An 18,893-nucleotide genomic window follows, 5' to 3' on the forward strand; every position below is an offset into this window, starting at 1 on the left:
AACGTATGGGCTGTGGCGGTGGGCTGCAAGCGGTGCGATCCGCGCGTCGGAATGTCCCGAAAATTGATTTTGGTAAGTCTTTTTGACCGCGACGCTGCGGCGCACGTTGCCTATCGGAAACTTTCGTCCTAAATGCTGACGGCATACAGTCGTGCACATTCCCGGGAGAAACAAAATGAGCAGCAGACAGGCGCGCAGCGGATTGCAGGTGGATACGGTTCTGGCCGAGTTCATCGAAGGCCAAGCCCTGCCGGGAACCGGTGTCACAGCAGATGCCTTCTGGGATGGTCTGGCGCGCATGGTCGCCGAGCTTGGCCCCAAGAACCGCGCCTTTCTGGCCAAGCGGCAGGACATTCAGGGCAAGGTCGATGCATGGCATCTTGAGCGCCAAGGGCAGGACCACGACGCCGAGGCCTATCAGGCTTTCCTGCACGAGATCGGCTATCTGGTTGAGGAAGGTGCGGATTTCCAGATTGAAACCGCCAATGTCGACCCCGAGATCGCCTCGATCCCCGGACCGCAGCTTGTTGTTCCGATTACCAATGCGCGATTTGCACTGAACGCAGCCAATGCACGTTGGGGCAGCCTTTACGATGCGCTTTACGGAACGGATGCGATGGGTGATCTGCCCGCGGCTGGCGGCTACGACGCAGCGCGGGGCGCGCGGGTGATTGCATGGGCCAAAGGGTTCTTGGATGACGCAGTGCCGCTGGCTTTCGGGTCATGGGCTGATGTCTCAGATCTGAGCGTACAGGACGGCGCGCTGATGCCAACTCTGGCCAATCCTAAACAATTTGTAGGTTACGACGGAGATCCGGGCAAACCGGATGCGGTACTGCTCTGCAACAACGGGCTGCACATTCAGATCAGGATCGACGGACACAGCGCTATAGGGGCCACTGATCCGGCGCGTATTGCCGATATGCGTCTGGAATCGGCCTTGTCGACCATCATGGATTGCGAGGATTCGGTCGCTTGCGTCGATGCCGCTGACAAGGTGGTGGCATATGGCAACTGGCTTGGGTTGATGAAGGGTGACCTGACCGAAGAGGTGAACAAGGGCAACACGACTTTCACCCGCAAACTTGCCAAGGACCTGAGCTTTACAACGGCATCCGGTGAGACAGGCAGCTTGAAGGGTCGTTCGCTGATGCTGATCCGCAACGTCGGGCATTTGATGACAAACCCTGCTGTGTTGGATGAACAGGGCAATGAGATCGGCGAAGGGTTGATGGATGCACTCTGCACGACGCTGATTGCCATGCACGATCTTAAGCGAGACGGCGGAAATTCGGTCCAAGGCTCGGTCTATGTGGTGAAACCCAAAATGCACGGCCCGAAAGAAGTCGCGTTCTCTGTCGAGATTTTTGACATGGTCGAAGACATCCTTGGCCTGCCGCGCAATACCGTGAAGCTGGGCATCATGGATGAAGAACGCCGCACGTCGGTCAACCTCAAGGAATGCATCCGCGCTGCGAAATCGCGGGTGGCCTTCATCAACACCGGTTTTCTTGACCGGACTGGGGATGAGATTCACACCTCGATCGAAGCTGGGCCAATGCTGCCTAAGGGCGACATCAAGAACACGCCGTGGATTGCGTCTTACGAAGATCGCAACGTAGATATTGGTTTGGCCTGCGGCCTGAAAGGCAAGGCGCAGATTGGTAAGGGCATGTGGGCTATGCCCGACCGGATGGGTGATATGCTGGAGCAGAAGATCGGCCACCCGAAATCCGGCGCGACATGCGCCTGGGTGCCGTCGCCGACAGCCGCGACATTGCACGCGACGCATTATCACAAGGTCGACGTGCTGGCGCGCCAGGATGAACTGGCTGCCGGTGGGGCGCGGGGGACGCTGGGGGATTTGCTGACCATTCCGCTCCTGGGCGGTCGAAACCTTAGCGAGGACGAGATCGCCCGCGAGATCGAGAACAACGCGCAGGGCATTCTTGGATACGTGGTGCGCTGGGTTGATCAGGGTGTTGGCTGTTCGAAAGTGCCGGATATCAGCGATGTCGGTCTGATGGAGGATCGCGCGACCTGCCGGATTTCATCTCAGGCGCTGGCCAACTGGTTGCACCATGATGTTGTCTCGGAAGGGCAGGTCATGGCTGCGATGCAAAAAATGGCCGCTGTGGTGGATCGCCAGAACGAAAATGACGCAGACTATCGCCCCTTGGCACCCGGATTCGACGGAATTGCTTTCCAAGCGGCCTGTGATCTGGTCTTCAAGGGGCGTGTGCAACCCTCGGGCTATACCGAGCCGGTCCTGCATGCTCGCCGTCTGGAACTGAAAGCCAGCCTTTAAACCATCAGGAACGATAGGACACGACATGGGAGTTTCCCTCCGCAAAGCCCGCACCATCATCCGAAAGACCCTTGAGAAGGGGCACGAAATGGAGCTGAAACCCCTTTCCGTCGTCGTTCTTGATGCAGGCGGCCACGTGATCGCATTTGAACGCGAAGACGACGCGGCCCCCGGTCGGTTCGCAATTGCGCATGGCAAGGCCTATGGCGCAGTGATGCTGGGCATGGCTGGCACCGCGCAGATGCAGCGGGCCGAAGCGCAAGCCTATTTCATGGCAGCTGTGAATGGCGTCTATGGCGGGCAGGTCGTGCCAGTTCCGGGTGGTGTGTTGCTGCGCGACAAAAAGGGCGCAGTTATCGGTGCGGTCGGCGTGACCGGCGATACGTCCGACAATGATGCCGCAGCGGCATTGGCCGGGATCGAAACTGCCGGCCTGATTGGCGAGATCTGAACCTGATGACTGGCGGAGAGCCTTTTGGGCTCTCCGCCCCAATGCGATGTTCGTGCAAAGCCACAAAAACGGGCAATGGCTAAAGTACCAGACAAAGCGCGATCATTTTCCAACATGTGCACAGTTGAACAAGAGCTTGCGCTGACACGCAGGGCCTGTGCTATTGCGCGCTGTTCTTGCGGTCGATAGTTTTTGGGAAGCAAACAGAAAACGCAGGAACGCAGCATGTCTCGACCCGTCGTCGGTATCATCGGCAACTCGTACTTGATGAATGATCAATATCCGACCCATGCCGGTGGCACGATGAACTCAGACGCGGTTGCCAATGTTTCGGACTGTCTGCCGCTGCTGATCCCAGCCGATCCGCGCTATGTCTCGGTCGATGAGCTGCTTGAGGTCTGCGACGGATTTCTGCTGACCGGCGGGCGCCCGAATGTCCACCCCGAGGAATACGGCGAGTCCGCGACCGAGGCCCATGGCGAGTTCGACCGGGCGCGCGATGCTATTACCCTGCCGCTGGTGCGATCCTGTGTAGAGCGTGGGCAGCCCTTCTTTGGCATCTGTCGAGGGTTCCAAGAGGTCAACGTGGCGATGGGCGGGACACTGTACCCGGAAATACGCGATCTGCCGGGTCGGATGAACCACCGCATGCCGCCCGATGGGACTCTGGAAGAGAAATTTGCCCTGCGACATGTCGTTGCGCTTAACGAAGGCGGTCGATTCCACCGCTTGATGGGCGCGACCGAAGTGATGACGAACACGTTGCACGGACAGGGGATCAAATCGGTTGGGCGTCGGGTTGTGATTGATGGTCAAGCCCCCGATGGAACGCCCGAGGCGATATACATTCAGGACGCGCCCGGATTCACGTTGTCAGTGCAATGGCACCCGGAATGGGATGCTGAAAATGATCCCGTGTCCCGCCCTTTATTCAAGGCATTCGGTGCTGCTGTACATGCATGGGCAACCGGGTCGGATAGGGCGTTGGCCCAACAATCCGCGTAAGTCCTGCGCCGATCCGAGAGAGAGGGTCCGGACCGGCGCAGCGCGATCAAACCAGCAGATTGAACTGATTGATCAAAGGCAGGGTGCGTGCGCGCTCACCCGTCAGGTCAAAAAGGGCATTGCCAAGGGCCGGCATGGACGGGGGTGTCCCCGGTTCGCCAACGCCACCCATGTGGTGGTTGGTTTCCAGAATTTTCACCTGGGTCACCGGAGCATTGTGCATCCGCAGAGCGTCGTAGTCGGGGAAGTTGTATTGTTCGACCTCACCGTCCGAGAATGTGATCTCACCCATCACAGCCGCCGACAGGCCATAGATCATGCCGCCGAACATCTGCGCCTCGACTGTGCCGGGGTCCAGGGCCAGACCGACGTCACAGGCGATCCATGCCTTGGAGATACGGATAGTGCCGTCCTCATCGACGACCTCGATCACCTGAGCGACCGGTGTGCCAAAGCTATAGGTCATCGCCACACCGCGCCCGACACCGTCCGGGGTTTCTCCGGTCCAGCCGGACATCTCTTTCACAGCCTGTAGGCAGCCTGCCGATGGCGCGTGCTCGTCCCTAGCCAATTCCAATCGGAACTCCAGCGGGTCACGACCTGCGGCATGGGCCATCTCGTCCAAGAATGTCTCATGGAAGAATCCATTGTGGCTGTTCCCGACCGAGCGCCAGAAGCCGACCGGAATATCCAGATCGGCGATGTGCCCGCTCATGCGATAGTTTGGCACCGCGTAGGGTTGGTTAAAAAACCCTTCGACCAGCACTTTGTCAGGTCCGCCAGCCGGCAAGCCGGTATAGCGCTGAACCGCTTGTTGCGTGCAGGATTGCGCCGCGACCTTGCCGTCAATCAGAACGGCTTGGCCGTCTTTGACTGCCCCCCGCATCCGAGCCATCGCGCCGGGGCGATAGTAGTCATGGCGCATGTCCTCTTCACGGCTCCAGGTGGTCTGGACAGGGACGCCGGGCATGGCCATTGCGACCTTTGTCGCGATCTCGCCGAAGTCCAGCTCGCCCCGGCGGCCAAACCCTCCGCCCAGATAGGTGGTGTGGACCTGAACGGCCTCTTTGTCCAGGTTGGCCGTGTTGGCCGCGCGTATTTGGACAAGCGTCGGGGCCTGATTGCCGCACCACAGTTCCAGCGCCGAGCCTGTGAACAGCGCTGTGGCGTTCATCGGCTCCATCGTGGAATGGGCCAGATAGGGCACCGTATATTCGGCCGTGATTTCGGTGGCGCCGTCGGGCAGAGTGTCAACGTCGCCGTCATCGCGCATGGTCGAATTGGGGGACGCGTCGAATGCACTGGCAATTTCGGTGAAAATGGCGTCGGTTTCCGGCGGGTATGGGGCGTCGCCCCAATCTACGTCAATCGCCTCGACGGCCTGAATGGCCAGCCATGTGTTGGTGGCAATCACAGCCACACCGTTGCCCAGATCAACCACCTTTTTCACGCCGGGCATTTGTTCTGCCGCGCTGGCATCAAAGCCTTTCATCTCGCCGCCCAGCTTGGGATTGATCCGGACCGAGGCGAATTTCAGACCCTCGGGGCGCACATCGATCCCGAACTCAGCCGTTCCGGTGGATTTGCCGACCACATCCACACGCGGCAAGTTCCGCCCCAGCAAGCGCCAGTTGGACGGATCGCGCAATTCGACTTCCGGCGGTTCAATCTGACCGGCGGCCTCGGCAAGCTCAGTATACGGAATGCGCGTCCCATCCGGCGCGATTACAGCACCATTCTCGGTTTTCAGTTGCGCACGATCCACGCCCAGACGGTCGGCAGCGGCCTGTTTCAGCGTTTCGCGCGCGGTCGCACCCGCCTCGCGCATGCGCTCGAACCCGTCCTTCATCGAGGTCGAGCCACCGGTAACTTGCAGGCCCAGCGTTCGACCTAACACACCCAGCGCTTCCCCCAGATTGTGCTGGAAGTCCGAGATGTCATAACCCTTGTTCGGCAAGCCTTCCCCAATCAGGGCAGAGTTGTAGTAGGCCGCCGCTGCAGGGCCGTGCAGAACGCGGATCTGGTCCAGTTCCACATCCAGTTCTTCTGCGATCAGCGCCGCCCACGTGGTCATTACACCTTGTCCCATCTCAGCACGCGGGGCGAACAGGGTGACGCCTTGCTGATCAATCAGAACAAAGGGGCTGAGCGCGGTTTCGCCCCTAGCAGGTTTGAGCGGATTGGCGGCCGGACGGCTGACGTAATAGGCGCCAAAGGCCACGCCCCCGACAATCGCTGCTGAGCCAATCAAGAAAGTACGACGGAGGATTTTTCCAACGGATGCCATCGTTTATGCCTCTTTCAGCTTGGATGCCGCGTCGTGGATTGCAGCGCGGATGCGGGGGTAGGTGCCACAGCGGCATAAATTGCCCTGCATGGCATCGTCGATATCGGTATCCGAAGGCGCAGGGTTCTCGGCCAGCAGCGCTGCGGCCTGCATGATCTGGCCCGACTGGCAGTAGCCGCATTGCGCCACCTGATGATCGACCCAGGCCTGCTGAATCGCGGCCATCGCGTCCGGGGTGCCAATGCCTTCAATCGTGGTCACATCGCCCCAGACATCGGACAGGGCCACTTGGCACGAACGCACAGCCTCGCCGTCAATGTGCACGGTGCAGGCCCCGCAAGCGGCCACGCCGCAGCCGAATTTGGTGCCAGTCAAACCGACCTCATCCCGTAGAACCCAAAGCAGGGGGACGTCATCGGGCAAGTCAACCTGATGTTGCGTTCCGTTGATCTTAAGGGCGGTCGCCATGGCGCACCTCTCGTAGCTGTGGCTGGTTTCTGACATAATTGTTGAAAAGTGTCAGTATGTCAATTGACAAAATGAACAAAAAGTGTCACGAGTTCGGGGATGGCAGATGTAACTGAAGATTCACGGCAACAGGCGATCCTGGACTCGGCGTTTCGGGCCTTTGCGACTTATGGATTCCGCAAGACCTCGATGGATGACATAGCGCAGGGCGCTGGGATGTCCCGTCCGGCAGTGTATCTGCATTTCAAAAATAAAGAGGCGATCGTCACTAAGCTGACCGAACTCTACTATGCAGCGAAAAGCGTTGCAGTGGCTGCGGCGCTGACCAAACCGGGCTCAGTTTCGGACGTTTTCAAGGGCGCGGTTCACGCTCAAACCGAAGGGATGGCCACCATCCTTGCATCCCCCCATGGGCTGGAAATGTTGGATACGACCAAGTCTATGTCCTCAGAAATCATATCGCGGGGCGAGGCTGAGCTGGCGCGCCTATATGCCGAGTGGCTGTCGCGCGAGGATCAGGCCGGGCGAGTCAGGTTGCAGGTGGAGGCAGACGAGACGGCCAAAACGATAACGGCCACTCTGAAAGGGCTGAAGGCAAGCGCTATTGGCGCGGAAGAATATGAAACCCGTGTTGCCCAGTTTGCCGCTCTGATAGGAGCTGGGCTAGAAGTCAGGTAACGCGCTGACGCACCTTGAATTCTGGTGCGTCCCACAGGCGGTTCTGCATGATGTCCGCCAAGATTTCGACTGCATTTTCAACATCCTGCTCATCAATGTACAGCGGCGTGAAGCCAAACCGCATGATGTCAGGCGCGCGGAAGTCTCCGATCACACCGTGGGCAATCAGGGCCTGCATGGCGGCATAGCCGTCGGCAAATCGGAAAGACACCTGACTACCGCGCTGGGCAGGATCACGCGGGCTTGCCAGTTGCAAATCGGGGCAGGCGGATTCGACACGTTTGATGAACAACTCGGTCAATTCAATGGATTTGGTCCGTACGTCCTGCATGTCAGCCATATCCCATATGTCCATCGCCGCGGATAGGGCGACCATCTGAAGGATCGGAGGCGTACCGACACGCATTCTTTCGATCCCGTTGCCGGCACGATAGTCCAGATCAAAGGCAAAAGGCGACTCGTGGCCCAACCACCCGGACAAAGCGGGGCGCACCTGTTCCGTCAGGCGCGGGGCGACATAGATGAATGCGGGCGCACCCGGCCCGCCGTTCAGGTATTTGTAGGTGCAACCAACCGCGAAATCTGCATTGCATGCCGCCAAATTGACGGGAATCGCGCCAGCTGAATGGGCTAGGTCCCAGACTGTCACTGTACCGTTTGCATGGGCAAGTTCTGTCAAGGCTTTCATGTCGTGGATCCGGCCCGAGCGGTAATCCACCTCGGTCAGCATCAAAACGGCTACATCCTCGGTCACATTTTCAGCTACGTCTTCCGGTGCGACGACGCGCAGTTCATATTCCGGCCCGAGTGAGCGAAGCAGGCCATCCACCATGTAGAGGTCGGAAGGAAAGTTACCGTTGTCCGAAAGCACGACCTTGCGGTCCGGGCACAATTCCAGCGCTGAAGCAACGGCCTGGTAAACCTTGATCGACAGGGTGTCACCGGTGACGATACTACCGGGTTCTGCGCCAATCAGCCGTCCGATGCGATCACCCAAACCGGTCGGCATCGCCATCCAGCCTGCCTTGTTCCAGCCGGTGATCAGCATCTGCCCCCATTCCTGAACCATCATGTCACTGACCCGATCTCCGGCAGCGCGCGGCAGCGGTCCAAGCGAATTACCGTCCAGATAAACGACGCCTTGGGGAAGGTTGAACATGGCTTTTGTCGCGGCAAAGTCGGTCATCGTTTTCTCTTCATTATGCGGGCAATTGTTGATGTAAAATGGCTATCTGATCCAAAAGCGACTGTCCATCATCGAAGACCCTCTCTGCATCCATGTCCGGACCCGCGTCGATTGCGCGGCTGCGACCAACTGTGATTTTGCTATTTCCAGCGAAAAGCGGTAGGTCATCGGGCAAAAGCGACACTTTGCCCTGCCCGAATACGAAAGACTGCCCGACATGCAAAAAATCGACATCCCACCGGTGTGGCTGCTGGGCTTTGCTGTGGTTGCATGGCTGCAGGCGCGGCATATGCCGATGGGGCTGTCGCTCGACAACGGGTTTGTTGATTTGCTCAGCGGTGTTCTGATCGGTGGCGGTGTTATCATGATCGTTCTGGCCGCAGCCGAATTTCGCCGTCATCGCACCACGATTATCCCGCATGAAACGCCTACATCGCTGGTGCAATCGGGGATATTCAAGCGTAGCCGAAACCCCATATACGTGGGCGATGTGCTCATCCTGTCGGGCCTGATCCTGCGGTTTGATGCCATAGCGTCATTGGTTCTGATTCCAATATTCGTATGGCTTCTGGAACGTCGTTTCATCGTGCCAGAAGAGGACAGAATGCGCAGAACTTTTCGCGCCGACTTTGCCCGATATGAACGCCAAACCCGCCGATGGATATGAGGTAATGTGGTAATGACACAACGTAATAATGCTGCGCTTGCGAAATAATGTTGCGCAGGATACACCTTTGCTTAACAAACAATACCGACCACCCGCTCGGTCAGAGTGAAAATTAGGGGGACTGCCAGTGAAGATAGGCACACCGAGAGAGACTTATGACGGTGAAAACCGTGTTGCGATGACGCCAGAGTCAGCGTTGCAGCTTCAGAAGTTGGGCTATGAATGTCTGATTGAGAAGGGTGCTGGTGCTGCGGCTGGATTTTCGGATGCGTCGTATGAGGCCGCGGGGGTTGAGGTCGTCAAGACGGCTGCGTCGCTGTGGAAGCAGGCCGACATTGTTGCCAAGGTGCGTCAGCCGAACGAGGCTGAGCTGAAGCGTTTGACCAAGGGTAAGACGTTGATTTCCTTCTTCAACCCTGCGGGGAATGAAGAGGGGATGGAAGCGGCCAAGGCCAAGGGTGCCAATGTCATCGCCATGGAAATGGTGCCGCGGATCAGCCGCGCGCAGAAGATGGACGCGCTGTCTTCGATGGCCAATATCGCCGGTTACCGCGCGGTGATCGAGGCGGGCAACAACTTTGGCCGCTTTTTCACCGGTCAGGTGACGGCTGCCGGTAAGGTTCCGCCTGCGAAGGTACTGATCGTTGGGGCCGGTGTGGCTGGTCTGGCGGCCATCGGCACCTCGACCTCGCTGGGCGCGATCACTTACGCGTTCGACGTGCGCCCCGAGGTGGCCGAACAGGTCGAATCGATGGGGGCCGAGTTCGTCTATCTGGATTTCAGTGAGGATCAGCAAGACGGCGCGGCCACCGGTGGCTACGCCAGCGTTCAGTCGGAAGAGTTCCGCGAGGCGCAGCTGGCCAAGTTCCGCGAGCTGGCACCCGAGATAGACATCGTGATCACCACCGCGCTGATCCCGAACCGCGAAGCGCCGGAGCTTTGGACCAAGGATATGGTTGAGGCGATGAAGCCGGGCTCGGTCATTGTTGATCTTGCGGCGGAAAAGGGCGGCAACTGCAAGCTGACCGTGGCGGATGAGAAGATCGTGACCGACAATGGCGTGACCATCATCGGCTATACCGACTTCCCCAGCCGGATGGCGGCGCAGTCCTCGTCTTTGTACGCGACCAACATCCGTCACATGATGACCGACCTGACGCCTGAAAAGGACGGTCAGATCAATCACGACATGGAAGATGACGTGATCCGCGGTGCGACTGTGACATTTGAAGGCGACATCACCTTCCCGCCGCCGCCACCCAAGGTGCAGGCGATCGCGGCGCAGAAGAAACCGGAAGTCAAGGAACTGACCCCGGAAGAGAAAAAGGCGCAGGAGGTTGCGGCCTTCAAGGCGCAGACCAAACAGCAGTTCACCCTGCTGGGTGTTGGTGGCGCGCTGATGCTGTTGGTGGGGCTGATCGCTCCGGCCAGCTTCATGCAGCACTTCATCGTCTTTGTGCTGGCCATTTTTGTGGGCTTCCAAGTGATCTGGGGTGTCGCCCACAGCCTGCACACACCGCTGATGGCGATCACCAACGCGATCTCGTCGATCATCATCGTCGGGGCAGTGATGCAAATCGGATCGGGGTCGATCCTGGTCATTCTGCTGGCGGCGCTGTCCATCTTCATGGCCGGGATCAACATCTTCGGCGGCTTCCTCGTAACCCGGCGCATGCTCGCCATGTTCCAGAAATCTTAAGGAGGCCGGGCACATGGAATTTGGCTTCACTACTGCCGCCTACGTTGTTGCGGCTGTTCTGTTCATCCTTTCGCTCGGCGGCCTGTCGAACCAGGAAAGCGCCAAGCGCGCGGTCTGGTATGGCATCGTCGGTATGGCGCTGGCGGTCTTCGCCACGCTGGTTGGTCCCGGTTCGGGTCTGTGGCTGCTGTCGCTGCTGCTGATCGCGGGCGGTGGTCTGATCGGTCAGTACGTCGCACAGCGCGTGCAGATGACCGAGATGCCGCAGCTGGTGGCCGCGATGCACTCGCTGGTCGGTCTGGCAGCTGTGTTTGTCGGATACAACGCGCATTTTGAAGTTCTGAACGTCGCCGAGGTGATGGCGGTCTCGGATGCATCGAAAGAAGTTCTGTACACGGGCCTCGGAGGGTTTGCCAAACTGATCGCCAAGAAAACCCCGGCGGAATTGTCGATCCTGCATGTCGAACTGTTCCTGGGCGTCTTCATCGGTGCGATCACCTTTACCGGCTCGGTCGTGGCTTATGGCAAGCTGGCGGGCAAGGTGACGTCTGCGGCAACCAAGCTGCCGGGCGGTCATGCGCTGAACGCGGCTGCGGCAGGTCTCTCGCTGATCTGTCTGATCTGGTACACCGCATCGGGCGGCTTCTTCCCGCTGTTCCTGATGACGCTGGCGGCGCTGTTCATCGGCTATCACCTGATCATGGGTATCGGCGGTGCCGACATGCCGGTGGTTGTGTCGATGCTGAACAGCTACTCGGGCTGGGCGGCTGCGGCGATCGGCTTCAGCCTCGGCAACGACCTGCTGATCGTGGTTGGCGCGCTTGTGGGCTCGTCGGGTGCGATCCTGTCCTACATCATGTGTAAGGCGATGAACCGTCACTTTGTCAGCGTGATCCTGGGCGGCTTTGGTGGCCCACAGGGTGAACAGATGGCGGTTGAGGGCGAGCAGATCGCCATCGAAGCCGACGGTGTGGCCGCCGCGCTGAACGATGCTGACAGTGTGGTGATCATCCCCGGCTACGGCATGGCGGTGGCGCAGGCACAGCAATCGGTGTCCGAACTGGTCCGCAAGCTGCGGGCGCAGGGCAAGAATGTGCGCTTTGCGATCCACCCGGTCGCGGGCCGTTTGCCGGGCCACATGAACGTGCTGCTGGCCGAGGCGAAGGTGCCATACGACATCGTGCTGGAAATGGACGAGATCAACGACGACTTCCCCGAAACGGATGTGGCCATCGTCATCGGCTCGAACGACATCGTGAACCCTGCGGCGCAGGAAGACCCCAACAGCCCCATCGCCGGCATGCCGGTTCTGGAATGCTGGAAGGCCAAGCAGGTCTTCGTGTCCAAACGCGGCCAAGGCACTGGGTACTCGGGCATCGAAAACCCGCTGTTCTTCAAAGAAAACACCCGCATGTTCTACGGCGACGCAAAGGCAAGCCTGGACAAATTACTGCCCATGATCGACTGAACGGGTCAGGATAACTATCGGAAAGGCGCCCCAGTGGGCGCCTTTTCTGTTTTTGGTGTATTCTGAATTGAAAAGGAGGTGCCCGATGGAAAAAGTGAACGGCATAGGCGGCGTGTTCTTTCGCGCTCGTGATCCCGAGGCCCTGAGCGCGTGGTATGAAAAGCACCTGGGCGTAAATCACTATATCCCGGAGCCATGGAAACAGCGCGAGGGTTACACAGTCTTCGCCCCCTTTGCGCAGGACACCGCGTACTTCGGAAGATCCGAGCAGCAGTGGATGATCAATTTTCGTGTCGATGATCTGGCCACCATGACTGCACAGCTTGAAGCCGCAGGGATCAAGGTTGAAACTAACGCAGAGTGGGACAGTGAGGTTGGCAAGTTCGCGCGCATCCATGACCCTGAGGGCAACCCGATCGAGCTGTGGCAGCCAAATCAATGAGATAGCGGGTTTGTATACCGTAGTATCCTTGTAAGTATATGAAATAAAAAGAGAATTGATGAATTTTATAGGTGTCGTATAGTGCCTCGGACGAAACGGAGCCCGAAATGACGCCGATTGATGATCATCCGCTGCGCTATGCGCTGGCCAATGAGCTGCACGCCCGGCCGTTTCCGGTGGCGGCGATGCCTTGCACAGTGGTCTTTCTGGCGATCAAGAAATCGGTTGCGGCCGTCGCACGGGATCGGCGCGAAGATCTGGATCACCTGATCGATCTTCTCGACCGCCACGGGGCGCAGCATCCGCAGCCGGACGCCACACACTATGCCGGACAAATCGGCCGCCATTGGTTGAAGTGGGAGCAACATACCGAGTTCGTGACCTATACGGCCATCGCCCAGAACGTCAGCGAGCGTGCGTTCAACCCGGCTGATTTTGAAGTTTTTCCCCCCGACTGGTTGATGGCCAGCCCCGGTCAGAGGGTCACGTCGGCCATGGTGCGTGTTGTCGAACGCGAAGGCGACGAGGTGATCAAATCCAAGCTGCTGGAATGGTTCGAACCAGAAAGCCTGGCTGTTGCTCGGGTGCTGGATGACGCAGCTGTTTGTGCAAGTGATTTTCGTATCGATCCGGCAGGGCACATGCGGTTTGCGCTGTTTGTCGCGAATGGAACCGGTCGGCGCAGGACGGGACGGATCGTCCAGCGTTTGTGTGAGATCGAGACCTACAAGGCAATGTCTATGCTGGGTTTTGCGCGGGTCAAACAACTGATGCCTCGTATCGGAAAGCTGGATGAAAAGCTGACGCGCCTGATGGGGCAAATGACCGACAATTCTGCCCAGCCCGACGAGTTGCTTCAGGACTTGCTGTCGACCTCGATTGAACTGGAAACTTTGGCGGCGCAGTGTTCGTTCCGGTTCGGAGCCACGGGTGCTTATGAGGCCATCGTAAATCAGCGGATTGAGGTCCTGCGCGAAGAGCGTTTTGAAGGCGGTCAGAACTTTGCGGACTTTATGATGCGCCGATACGACCCGGCGATCCGTACGGTGAAATCCACGGAACGTCGCCTGCAAGCTCTTTCAGATCGGGCCATCCGTGCAGGGGAACTGCTGCGAACCCGCGTAGATGTTGAGCGAAGCGCACAGAACCAGGCCCTGTTGGAAAGTATGGATCGCCGCGCGGATCTGGCACTGCGTCTGCAGCACACGGTCGAGGGGCTTTCCGTGGTCGCGATCAGCTATTACGCCGTATCGCTGGTCAGCTATCTGCTCTACCCCCTGACGGGTGCCGGGATCAGTAAAGGGATGTTAAGCGCAGCAGTGACGATTCCGGTTGTCTTGGCGGTATGGTTTGCCGTTCGCAGGATTCGAAAGCGGTTGGAGTAGATCCGTATTTGCCTTTGGACCTGCGAGTTGTACAACAAACGCGTTTGACACTTGGGTCGAGGAATTCTCTGTGATTGGAATCGTGTCGGCGTGGCGGGCCGTGGCCGCCATGTTCATATTGAATGGCGCATTGTTCGGCATCTGGGCATCGCGCATTCCAGCGGTCCGGGACAAACTGGACCTGACGCATGAGACACTGGGATATGGCCTGTTGTTCATGGCGGCGGGCGCAGTGTGTTCATTTCCGATCACAGGCCGGTTGACCGACAGGTTCGGCGCGGTGGTTCTGACGCGGTACATTGCCGTTCTCTATACGGTTTCGTTGATCCTTCTGGCCCTCGCGGGTAGCTTCTGGTCGCTTGCGGCTTTTTTGTTTGTATTCGGGGCTTTCCACGGCTCGATGGATGTGGCGATGAACGCCTGGGCGGCGGAGGTTGAGCAGGCGTACAAGAAACCCGTGATGTCATCATTCCACGCGATGTGGAGCCTTGGGGCAGGGTTGGGCGCCTTCAGCGGATTTGCAGCAGTGCAGATAGGGCTGACAGTGATCCAACACTTTTTGCTGGCGGGCGGGATCGTCGTTGGGCTGGCATTGGCATTGTCATGGGTACGCTGGACATCGCGCCGCGCGGCCATGTCCGGAGGCAAGGTTTTTGCTTTGCCTTCAGGCGCTTTGATCCTTGTGGGTTTCACCGCTCTGTGCGGAGCTTTGGGGGAAGGTGCAGTGGCGGATTGGAGTGCGATTTTCCTGCGGGACGTGACCGACGCCGCCGAGAGCATTGCGGCATTGGGCTATGCGGTATTCTCGGTAGCCATGGTTGCTTTCCGCTTGGCAGGCGGGTTTGTCATTGCGCGGTTTGGACCGGTGGTAACAGCGCGATTTGGCGGGGCTTGCGCCGCTTTGGGCGTGTTCTGTGTTGTGTCCGCTGCCGAGGCAGGGCTGGCATTGGCAGGTTTTGCGATGATGGGGGTCGGATACGCGGTGATCATGCCGTTGGCGTTCAGCCGGGCGGCAAGTGATCCCAACGTACCGCCGGGGCAGGCGATCGCCAGCGTCGCCACGCTGGGGTACGGAGGCCTGTTGATTGGCCCGCCGCTTATTGGGTTTCTCGCAGAGATGCTTACATTGCGCGTAGCATTCACGACGCTGTTGCCGCTGGCCGTATTCATTGTCCTGTTGGCGGGTTCGTTGCGACCTGCCGAAACAGATTGAAGTCATGGCGGGGTCATAGCGGAGCAGCAAGCCGGAAAACCAACAGTTAGGAGACCAACATGCCGATCAAAAACCGGTTCGCCGAGTTACAGGGTGAAATCACCGAGTGGCGACGCGATATTCATGAAAACCCGGAAATCCTGTTCGAAACCCACCGCACCAGTGCTCTGGTCGCCGAAAGATTGCGGGACTTTGGCTGTGATGAAGTGGTGACAGGCATCGGCCGTACTGGAGTTGTCGGCGTGATCCAGGGCAAGACGGACACCAGCGGCAAGGTGATCGGGTTGCGTGCAGACATGGATGCGCTGCCGATCCACGAAGCGACGGGGTTGGACTATGCCTCGAAAACTGACGGCGCCATGCATGCCTGTGGGCATGACGGGCATACGGCCATGCTGTTGGGGGCCGCGAAATACCTGTCCGAGACGCGCAATTTTGACGGCACCGTAGTCGTGATCTTCCAACCTGCCGAAGAAGGCGGCGGCGGTGGGCGCGAGATGTGCGAAGACGGCATGATGGACCGCTGGGGCATACAAGAGGTCTATGGCATGCATAACTGGCCAGGACGTCCGGTGGGCAGCTTCGCCATCCGACCTGGGGCCTTTTTTGCGGCAACAGATCAATTCGATATCACTTTCGAAGGCAAAGGCGGGCACGCCGCCAAGCCTCATGAAACGGTCGACACCACTGTGATGGCTGCTCAGGCCGTTTTGGCGCTGCAGACCATTGCATCGCGCAATGCCGATCCGATTGATCGCCTTGTGGTCTCGGTCACGTCGTTTGAGACGTCGTCAAACGCGTTCAATGTGATCCCCCAATCGGTGAAGATCAAAGGGACCGTGCGCACGATGAGCAAGGATATGCGCGACTTAGCTGAAAAGCGCGTTCAGGAAATCTGCGCAGGTATCGCCACCACTTTTGGTGGTCAGGCCGATGTGACCTATTACCGGGGTTATCCGGTGATGGTAAACAGCGACGAGCAGACCGATTTTGCAGCGGATGTCGCGCGCTCGGTGTCTGGAAACTGTGACGAAGCGCCCCTGATCATGGGCGGTGAGGATTTTGCCTTTATGCTGGAAGAACGGCCAGGAGCCTACATCCTGGTTGGCAATGGCGACACGGCTGCTGTGCATCATCCTGAATACAATTTTAACGACGAGGCGATTCCGGCTGGATGCAGTTGGTGGGCCGGGATCGTGGAACAACGGATGCCCGCGGCCTGATGACGGCGTAGGGAAGCGAGGGGTCAGCCCCTCGCGCTCCCCGGGATATTTATGGCAGATGAAAGTGGACCCTTGCTGCGTCAGGCGAGGCTGAGTGTCTCGCACAAGGTGTTGATCACATCGCCCAACGCGGATTTCTGGAGATTTACGCAGGATTTCGCGCCAGCCTGCGCTTTGTCCAGCGCGGTGTCGTCTGACAACAAATTTGCAACGGCATCCGCGAGTTGCGGGGCGGAGTTGACCTCGGTCGCGCCGCCGCTTTCGATCAGTGGCGCGAAGGTTTCCGCAAAATTGAAGTACCCAGGACCAGTGATCACAGCGGCACCGGCCTGTGCGGGCTCAAACGGGTTGTGACCGCCGATTTCCTTGAGCGAGCCGCCCAGGAACACGATTGGGCACAATGCGTACCATGTGCCGGTTTCGCCCAGTGTGTCAGCGACGTAAACTTGAGTCTGCGGCGCGATCTTGTCGCCCTTGGTGCGGAAGGCGGCGGACTGCCCGGCGGACTCGAGAAGATCTGCAACCTCTGACCGTCGTTCGGGGTGCCGGGGGATCAGCAGAAGCAGCAGATCGGGCCAGTGTTGCAACAGCTTGGCATGCGCGGCCAGAACCGCTTCTTCCTCACCTGCATGGGTCGAACTGGCGATCCAGACCGGGCGGTCGGCGATTTGAGCGCGGATATCGCTCAGCGTGGTCCGATCGACCGGCAGGGGGTCCGACATGGCTTTGAGGTTGGTGCCGGGCTGTACCCGATCGGGGAGTGCACCCATGTCGATAAGATTTCCCGCCGTCTTGTCATTCTGGGTTAGGAACAGTGTGAAATGGTCCAGAATAAATCGCGCGGTTTTGGGTCGCTTCTTCCATCCCTCGACCGAGCGATCCGATAGACGCGCGTTGAGCAGCGCCAGCGGAACCTCGCGCCGAGATGCTTCGACAATCAGGCGTGGCCAGATTTCACTTTCGACGAAGACGCCGGCGTCAGGGCGCCAGTGATCCAAAAAACGCTTCACCGGTCCGGCTGTGTCTAGTGGTGGGAATTGATGGCGTGCGCGCGGTGGCATTCGTTTTTCGATCAGCGCGGCCGAAGTTGGGGTTCCGGAGGTAATCAGAAACTCAGCCTGGGGCAGGCGTTCGCCCAGACGTTTGATGAGGCTGATGACGGACAGAGTTTCGCCAACGCTGGCGGCGTGGAACCAGATCAGCTGCCCATCCGGGCGGGTTTGCGTGGCGTGGCCAAGGCGTTCCTGCTGGCGCGTTTCGGGAACGCCCGCCGTCTGCAGCTTTTTGCGAACGGTGCGCCATGCCAGCGGGGCCGCAACGGAAGTCAGGCCGCAATACAGCTTGTACAGCAGCGTTGGCTGGTCGGGGTTGTTTGGCACTTTAGCCGCCCGTGTGGCTCATGTGGCGGCTCATCTGGCCGTCGACGGCCTGACGGGAATAGTCGAAATCATGCCCTTTGGGCTTGAGGGTGATCGCGGACCTGATTGCCTCTTCCAATGATTTATCACTGTCGGGATGATCGCGCAGCGGGGCGCGCAGGTCGGCCATATCCTCTTGCCCAAGGCACATGTACAGCTCACCGGTGCAGGTCAGGCGCACGCGGTTGCAACTTTCGCAGAAGTTATGCGACAGCGGAGTGATAAAGCCGATTTTCTGGCCCGTATCCTCAAGCCGTACATAACGCGCAGGTCCACCAGTCCGCTCGGCCAGATCCGTGACGGAATAGTGTTTTTCATATTCCTTGCGCACATCTTCAAGAGACCAGTACTGGTCCAGGCGGTCTTCGTTTCCGATATCGCCCATGGGCATGACCTCAATCCAGGTCAGATCCATGTCACGCTCGGCACACCATTCAGTGATCTTTGGCAACTCGGGTTCATTGAACCCTTTCAAGGCGACCGCATTGATCTTGACCCGCAGACCCGCTTTCTGCGCGGCGTCGATTCCGTTAAGAACCTGTTTGAGGCGTCCCCAACGGGTGACCTTGGCAAATTTATCCTCGTCCAGCGTATCCAGCGATACGTTCACGCGACGCACACCTGCGGCGTACAGATCATCGGCAAATCGGTGCAGTTGCGAACCATTGGTGGTCAGCGTCAACTCTTTCAGGGCGCCGCTGTCCAGGTGTCGGGTCATCGAATTGAAAAATGTCATGATATTGCGGCGCACCAGTGGCTCGCCGCCGGTGATGCGCAACTTTTCAACACCCATGTTCACAAAGGTCGAGCACATGCGGTCAAGCTCTTCCAGCGTCAGTAGGTCTTTCTTGGGCAGAAAGGTCATGTCCTCGGACATGCAATAGACGCAGCGGAAATCGCAGCGATCCGTGACGGATACGCGGAGATAGGTGATGGCACGTGCGAACGGGTCGATAAGCGGAGCTGTCATGCGACATAGGTAAAGCTGCAACCGC

The 18,893-nt window shown here is 58.8% G+C and carries 16 protein-coding genes; 11 read left to right on the top strand and 5 right to left on the bottom strand.

Features of this window, described 5'->3' with window-relative positions; genetic code table 11:
* The first annotated feature begins 175 nt into the window (after positions 1–175).
* The 3 genes from AC2FID_RS07075 to AC2FID_RS07085 all read left to right on the top strand — a co-directional run bounded on the left by AC2FID_RS07075 (position 176) and on the right by AC2FID_RS07085 (position 3,764).
* Positions 176–2,308: a malate synthase G gene (locus AC2FID_RS07075; RefSeq protein ID WP_496836072.1), complete on the top strand. Its 2,133-nt coding sequence runs from the start codon at positions 176–178 to the stop codon at positions 2,306–2,308.
* Positions 2,309–2,333: 25 nt separating this feature from the next.
* On the top strand, positions 2,334–2,759 hold the full coding sequence (locus tag AC2FID_RS07080) for a GlcG/HbpS family heme-binding protein (protein ID WP_282119153.1): 426 nt from the start codon (positions 2,334–2,336) through the stop codon (positions 2,757–2,759).
* A 225-nt stretch (positions 2,760–2,984) separates the two neighbouring features.
* On the top strand, positions 2,985–3,764 hold the full coding sequence (locus AC2FID_RS07085) for a gamma-glutamyl-gamma-aminobutyrate hydrolase family protein (RefSeq protein WP_496836074.1): 780 nt from the start codon (positions 2,985–2,987) through the stop codon (positions 3,762–3,764).
* A 46-nt stretch (positions 3,765–3,810) separates the two neighbouring features.
* On the opposite strand, the gene AC2FID_RS07090 is transcribed toward AC2FID_RS07085, so the two are convergent.
* A complete protein-coding gene (locus AC2FID_RS07090) occupies positions 3,811–6,051 on the bottom strand; it encodes a xanthine dehydrogenase family protein molybdopterin-binding subunit (protein WP_496836076.1) in 2,241 nt (746 codons plus the stop codon).
* Between the two features lie 3 nt (positions 6,052–6,054).
* On the bottom strand, positions 6,055–6,519 hold the full coding sequence (locus tag AC2FID_RS07095; RefSeq protein WP_282168808.1) for a (2Fe-2S)-binding protein: 465 nt from the start codon (positions 6,517–6,519) through the stop codon (positions 6,055–6,057).
* A 99-nt stretch (positions 6,520–6,618) separates the two neighbouring features.
* On the opposite strand from AC2FID_RS07095, the gene AC2FID_RS07100 reads away from it, so the two are divergent.
* A complete protein-coding gene (locus AC2FID_RS07100; protein ID WP_496836078.1) occupies positions 6,619–7,197 on the top strand; it encodes a TetR/AcrR family transcriptional regulator in 579 nt (192 codons plus the stop codon).
* Here the strand turns inward: AC2FID_RS07100 and kynU are convergent.
* On the bottom strand, positions 7,190–8,383 hold the full coding sequence (gene kynU / locus AC2FID_RS07105) for a kynureninase (protein WP_496836080.1): 1,194 nt from the start codon (positions 8,381–8,383) through the stop codon (positions 7,190–7,192). The two genes, AC2FID_RS07100 and kynU, sit on opposite strands and share 8 nt — an antisense overlap.
* 217 nt (positions 8,384–8,600) lie before the next feature.
* Between kynU and AC2FID_RS07110 the strand changes: the two genes are divergently transcribed.
* The 7 genes from AC2FID_RS07110 to AC2FID_RS07140 all read left to right on the top strand — a co-directional run bounded on the left by AC2FID_RS07110 (position 8,601) and on the right by AC2FID_RS07140 (position 16,480).
* The gene (locus AC2FID_RS07110; protein ID WP_058274366.1) at positions 8,601–9,050 is read left to right on the top strand and encodes a methyltransferase family protein; all 450 of its coding nucleotides are present in this window, start codon (positions 8,601–8,603) and stop codon (positions 9,048–9,050) included.
* Positions 9,051–9,177: 127 nt separating this feature from the next.
* Positions 9,178–10,749 (top strand): Re/Si-specific NAD(P)(+) transhydrogenase subunit alpha, encoded by a 1,572-nt coding sequence (locus AC2FID_RS07115; RefSeq protein WP_058274367.1) that lies wholly within the window; start codon positions 9,178–9,180, stop codon positions 10,747–10,749.
* Between the two features lie 13 nt (positions 10,750–10,762).
* Positions 10,763–12,217 (top strand): NAD(P)(+) transhydrogenase (Re/Si-specific) subunit beta, encoded by a 1,455-nt coding sequence (locus tag AC2FID_RS07120; RefSeq protein ID WP_282119159.1) that lies wholly within the window; start codon positions 10,763–10,765, stop codon positions 12,215–12,217.
* A gap of 85 nt (positions 12,218–12,302) precedes the next feature.
* The gene (locus AC2FID_RS07125) at positions 12,303–12,659 is read left to right on the top strand and encodes a VOC family protein (RefSeq protein WP_496836081.1); all 357 of its coding nucleotides are present in this window, start codon (positions 12,303–12,305) and stop codon (positions 12,657–12,659) included.
* 107 nt (positions 12,660–12,766) lie between these two features.
* Entirely contained in the window at positions 12,767–14,044 is a 1,278-nt protein-coding gene (locus tag AC2FID_RS07130; protein ID WP_282168803.1) for a DUF3422 family protein, read from the top strand.
* 70 nt (positions 14,045–14,114) lie between these two features.
* Complete coding sequence (locus AC2FID_RS07135) at positions 14,115–15,257, top strand: MFS transporter (RefSeq protein WP_496836082.1); 1,143 nt, start codon at positions 14,115–14,117, stop codon at positions 15,255–15,257.
* Between the two features lie 59 nt (positions 15,258–15,316).
* Complete coding sequence (locus tag AC2FID_RS07140) at positions 15,317–16,480, top strand: M20 aminoacylase family protein (protein WP_496836083.1); 1,164 nt, start codon at positions 15,317–15,319, stop codon at positions 16,478–16,480.
* 80 nt (positions 16,481–16,560) lie between these two features.
* Here AC2FID_RS07140 and AC2FID_RS07145 read toward each other — a convergent pair whose 3' ends face one another.
* Positions 16,561–17,859, bottom strand: a complete 1,299-nt coding sequence (locus tag AC2FID_RS07145) for a 3-deoxy-D-manno-octulosonic acid transferase (protein WP_496836084.1) — start codon at positions 17,857–17,859, stop codon at positions 16,561–16,563.
* A 1-nt stretch (position 17,860) separates the two neighbouring features.
* Entirely contained in the window at positions 17,861–18,868 is a 1,008-nt protein-coding gene (moaA, locus tag AC2FID_RS07150; RefSeq protein WP_058274374.1) for a GTP 3',8-cyclase MoaA, read from the bottom strand.
* Positions 18,869–18,893: the final 25 nt, after the last annotated feature.

It is taken from the genome of Ruegeria sp. CDSC068 (assembly GCF_059610545.1).

What these genes read in the sequence shown, in the direction of transcription:
- AC2FID_RS07125 (WP_496836081.1), top strand. Translation starts at nt 12,303, where the DNA reads ATGGAAAAAGTGAACGGCATAGGCGGCGTGTTCTTTCGCGCTCGTGAT.
- AC2FID_RS07090 (WP_496836076.1), bottom strand. Translation starts at nt 6,051, where the DNA reads ATGGCATCCGTTGGAAAAATCCTCCGTCGTACTTTCTTGATTGGCTCA.
- AC2FID_RS07140 (WP_496836083.1), top strand. Translation starts at nt 15,317, where the DNA reads ATGCCGATCAAAAACCGGTTCGCCGAGTTACAGGGTGAAATCACCGAG.
- AC2FID_RS07110 (WP_058274366.1), top strand. Translation starts at nt 8,601, where the DNA reads ATGCAAAAAATCGACATCCCACCGGTGTGGCTGCTGGGCTTTGCTGTG.
- AC2FID_RS07095 (WP_282168808.1), bottom strand. Translation starts at nt 6,519, where the DNA reads ATGGCGACCGCCCTTAAGATCAACGGAACGCAACATCAGGTTGACTTG.
- AC2FID_RS07085 (WP_496836074.1), top strand. Translation starts at nt 2,985, where the DNA reads ATGTCTCGACCCGTCGTCGGTATCATCGGCAACTCGTACTTGATGAAT.
- AC2FID_RS07130 (WP_282168803.1), top strand. Translation starts at nt 12,767, where the DNA reads ATGACGCCGATTGATGATCATCCGCTGCGCTATGCGCTGGCCAATGAG.
- kynU (WP_496836080.1), bottom strand. Translation starts at nt 8,383, where the DNA reads ATGACCGACTTTGCCGCGACAAAAGCCATGTTCAACCTTCCCCAAGGC.
- AC2FID_RS07080 (WP_282119153.1), top strand. Translation starts at nt 2,334, where the DNA reads ATGGGAGTTTCCCTCCGCAAAGCCCGCACCATCATCCGAAAGACCCTT.
- AC2FID_RS07075 (WP_496836072.1), top strand. Translation starts at nt 176, where the DNA reads ATGAGCAGCAGACAGGCGCGCAGCGGATTGCAGGTGGATACGGTTCTG.
- moaA (WP_058274374.1), bottom strand. Translation starts at nt 18,868, where the DNA reads ATGACAGCTCCGCTTATCGACCCGTTCGCACGTGCCATCACCTATCTC.
- AC2FID_RS07120 (WP_282119159.1), top strand. Translation starts at nt 10,763, where the DNA reads ATGGAATTTGGCTTCACTACTGCCGCCTACGTTGTTGCGGCTGTTCTG.
- AC2FID_RS07100 (WP_496836078.1), top strand. Translation starts at nt 6,619, where the DNA reads ATGGCAGATGTAACTGAAGATTCACGGCAACAGGCGATCCTGGACTCG.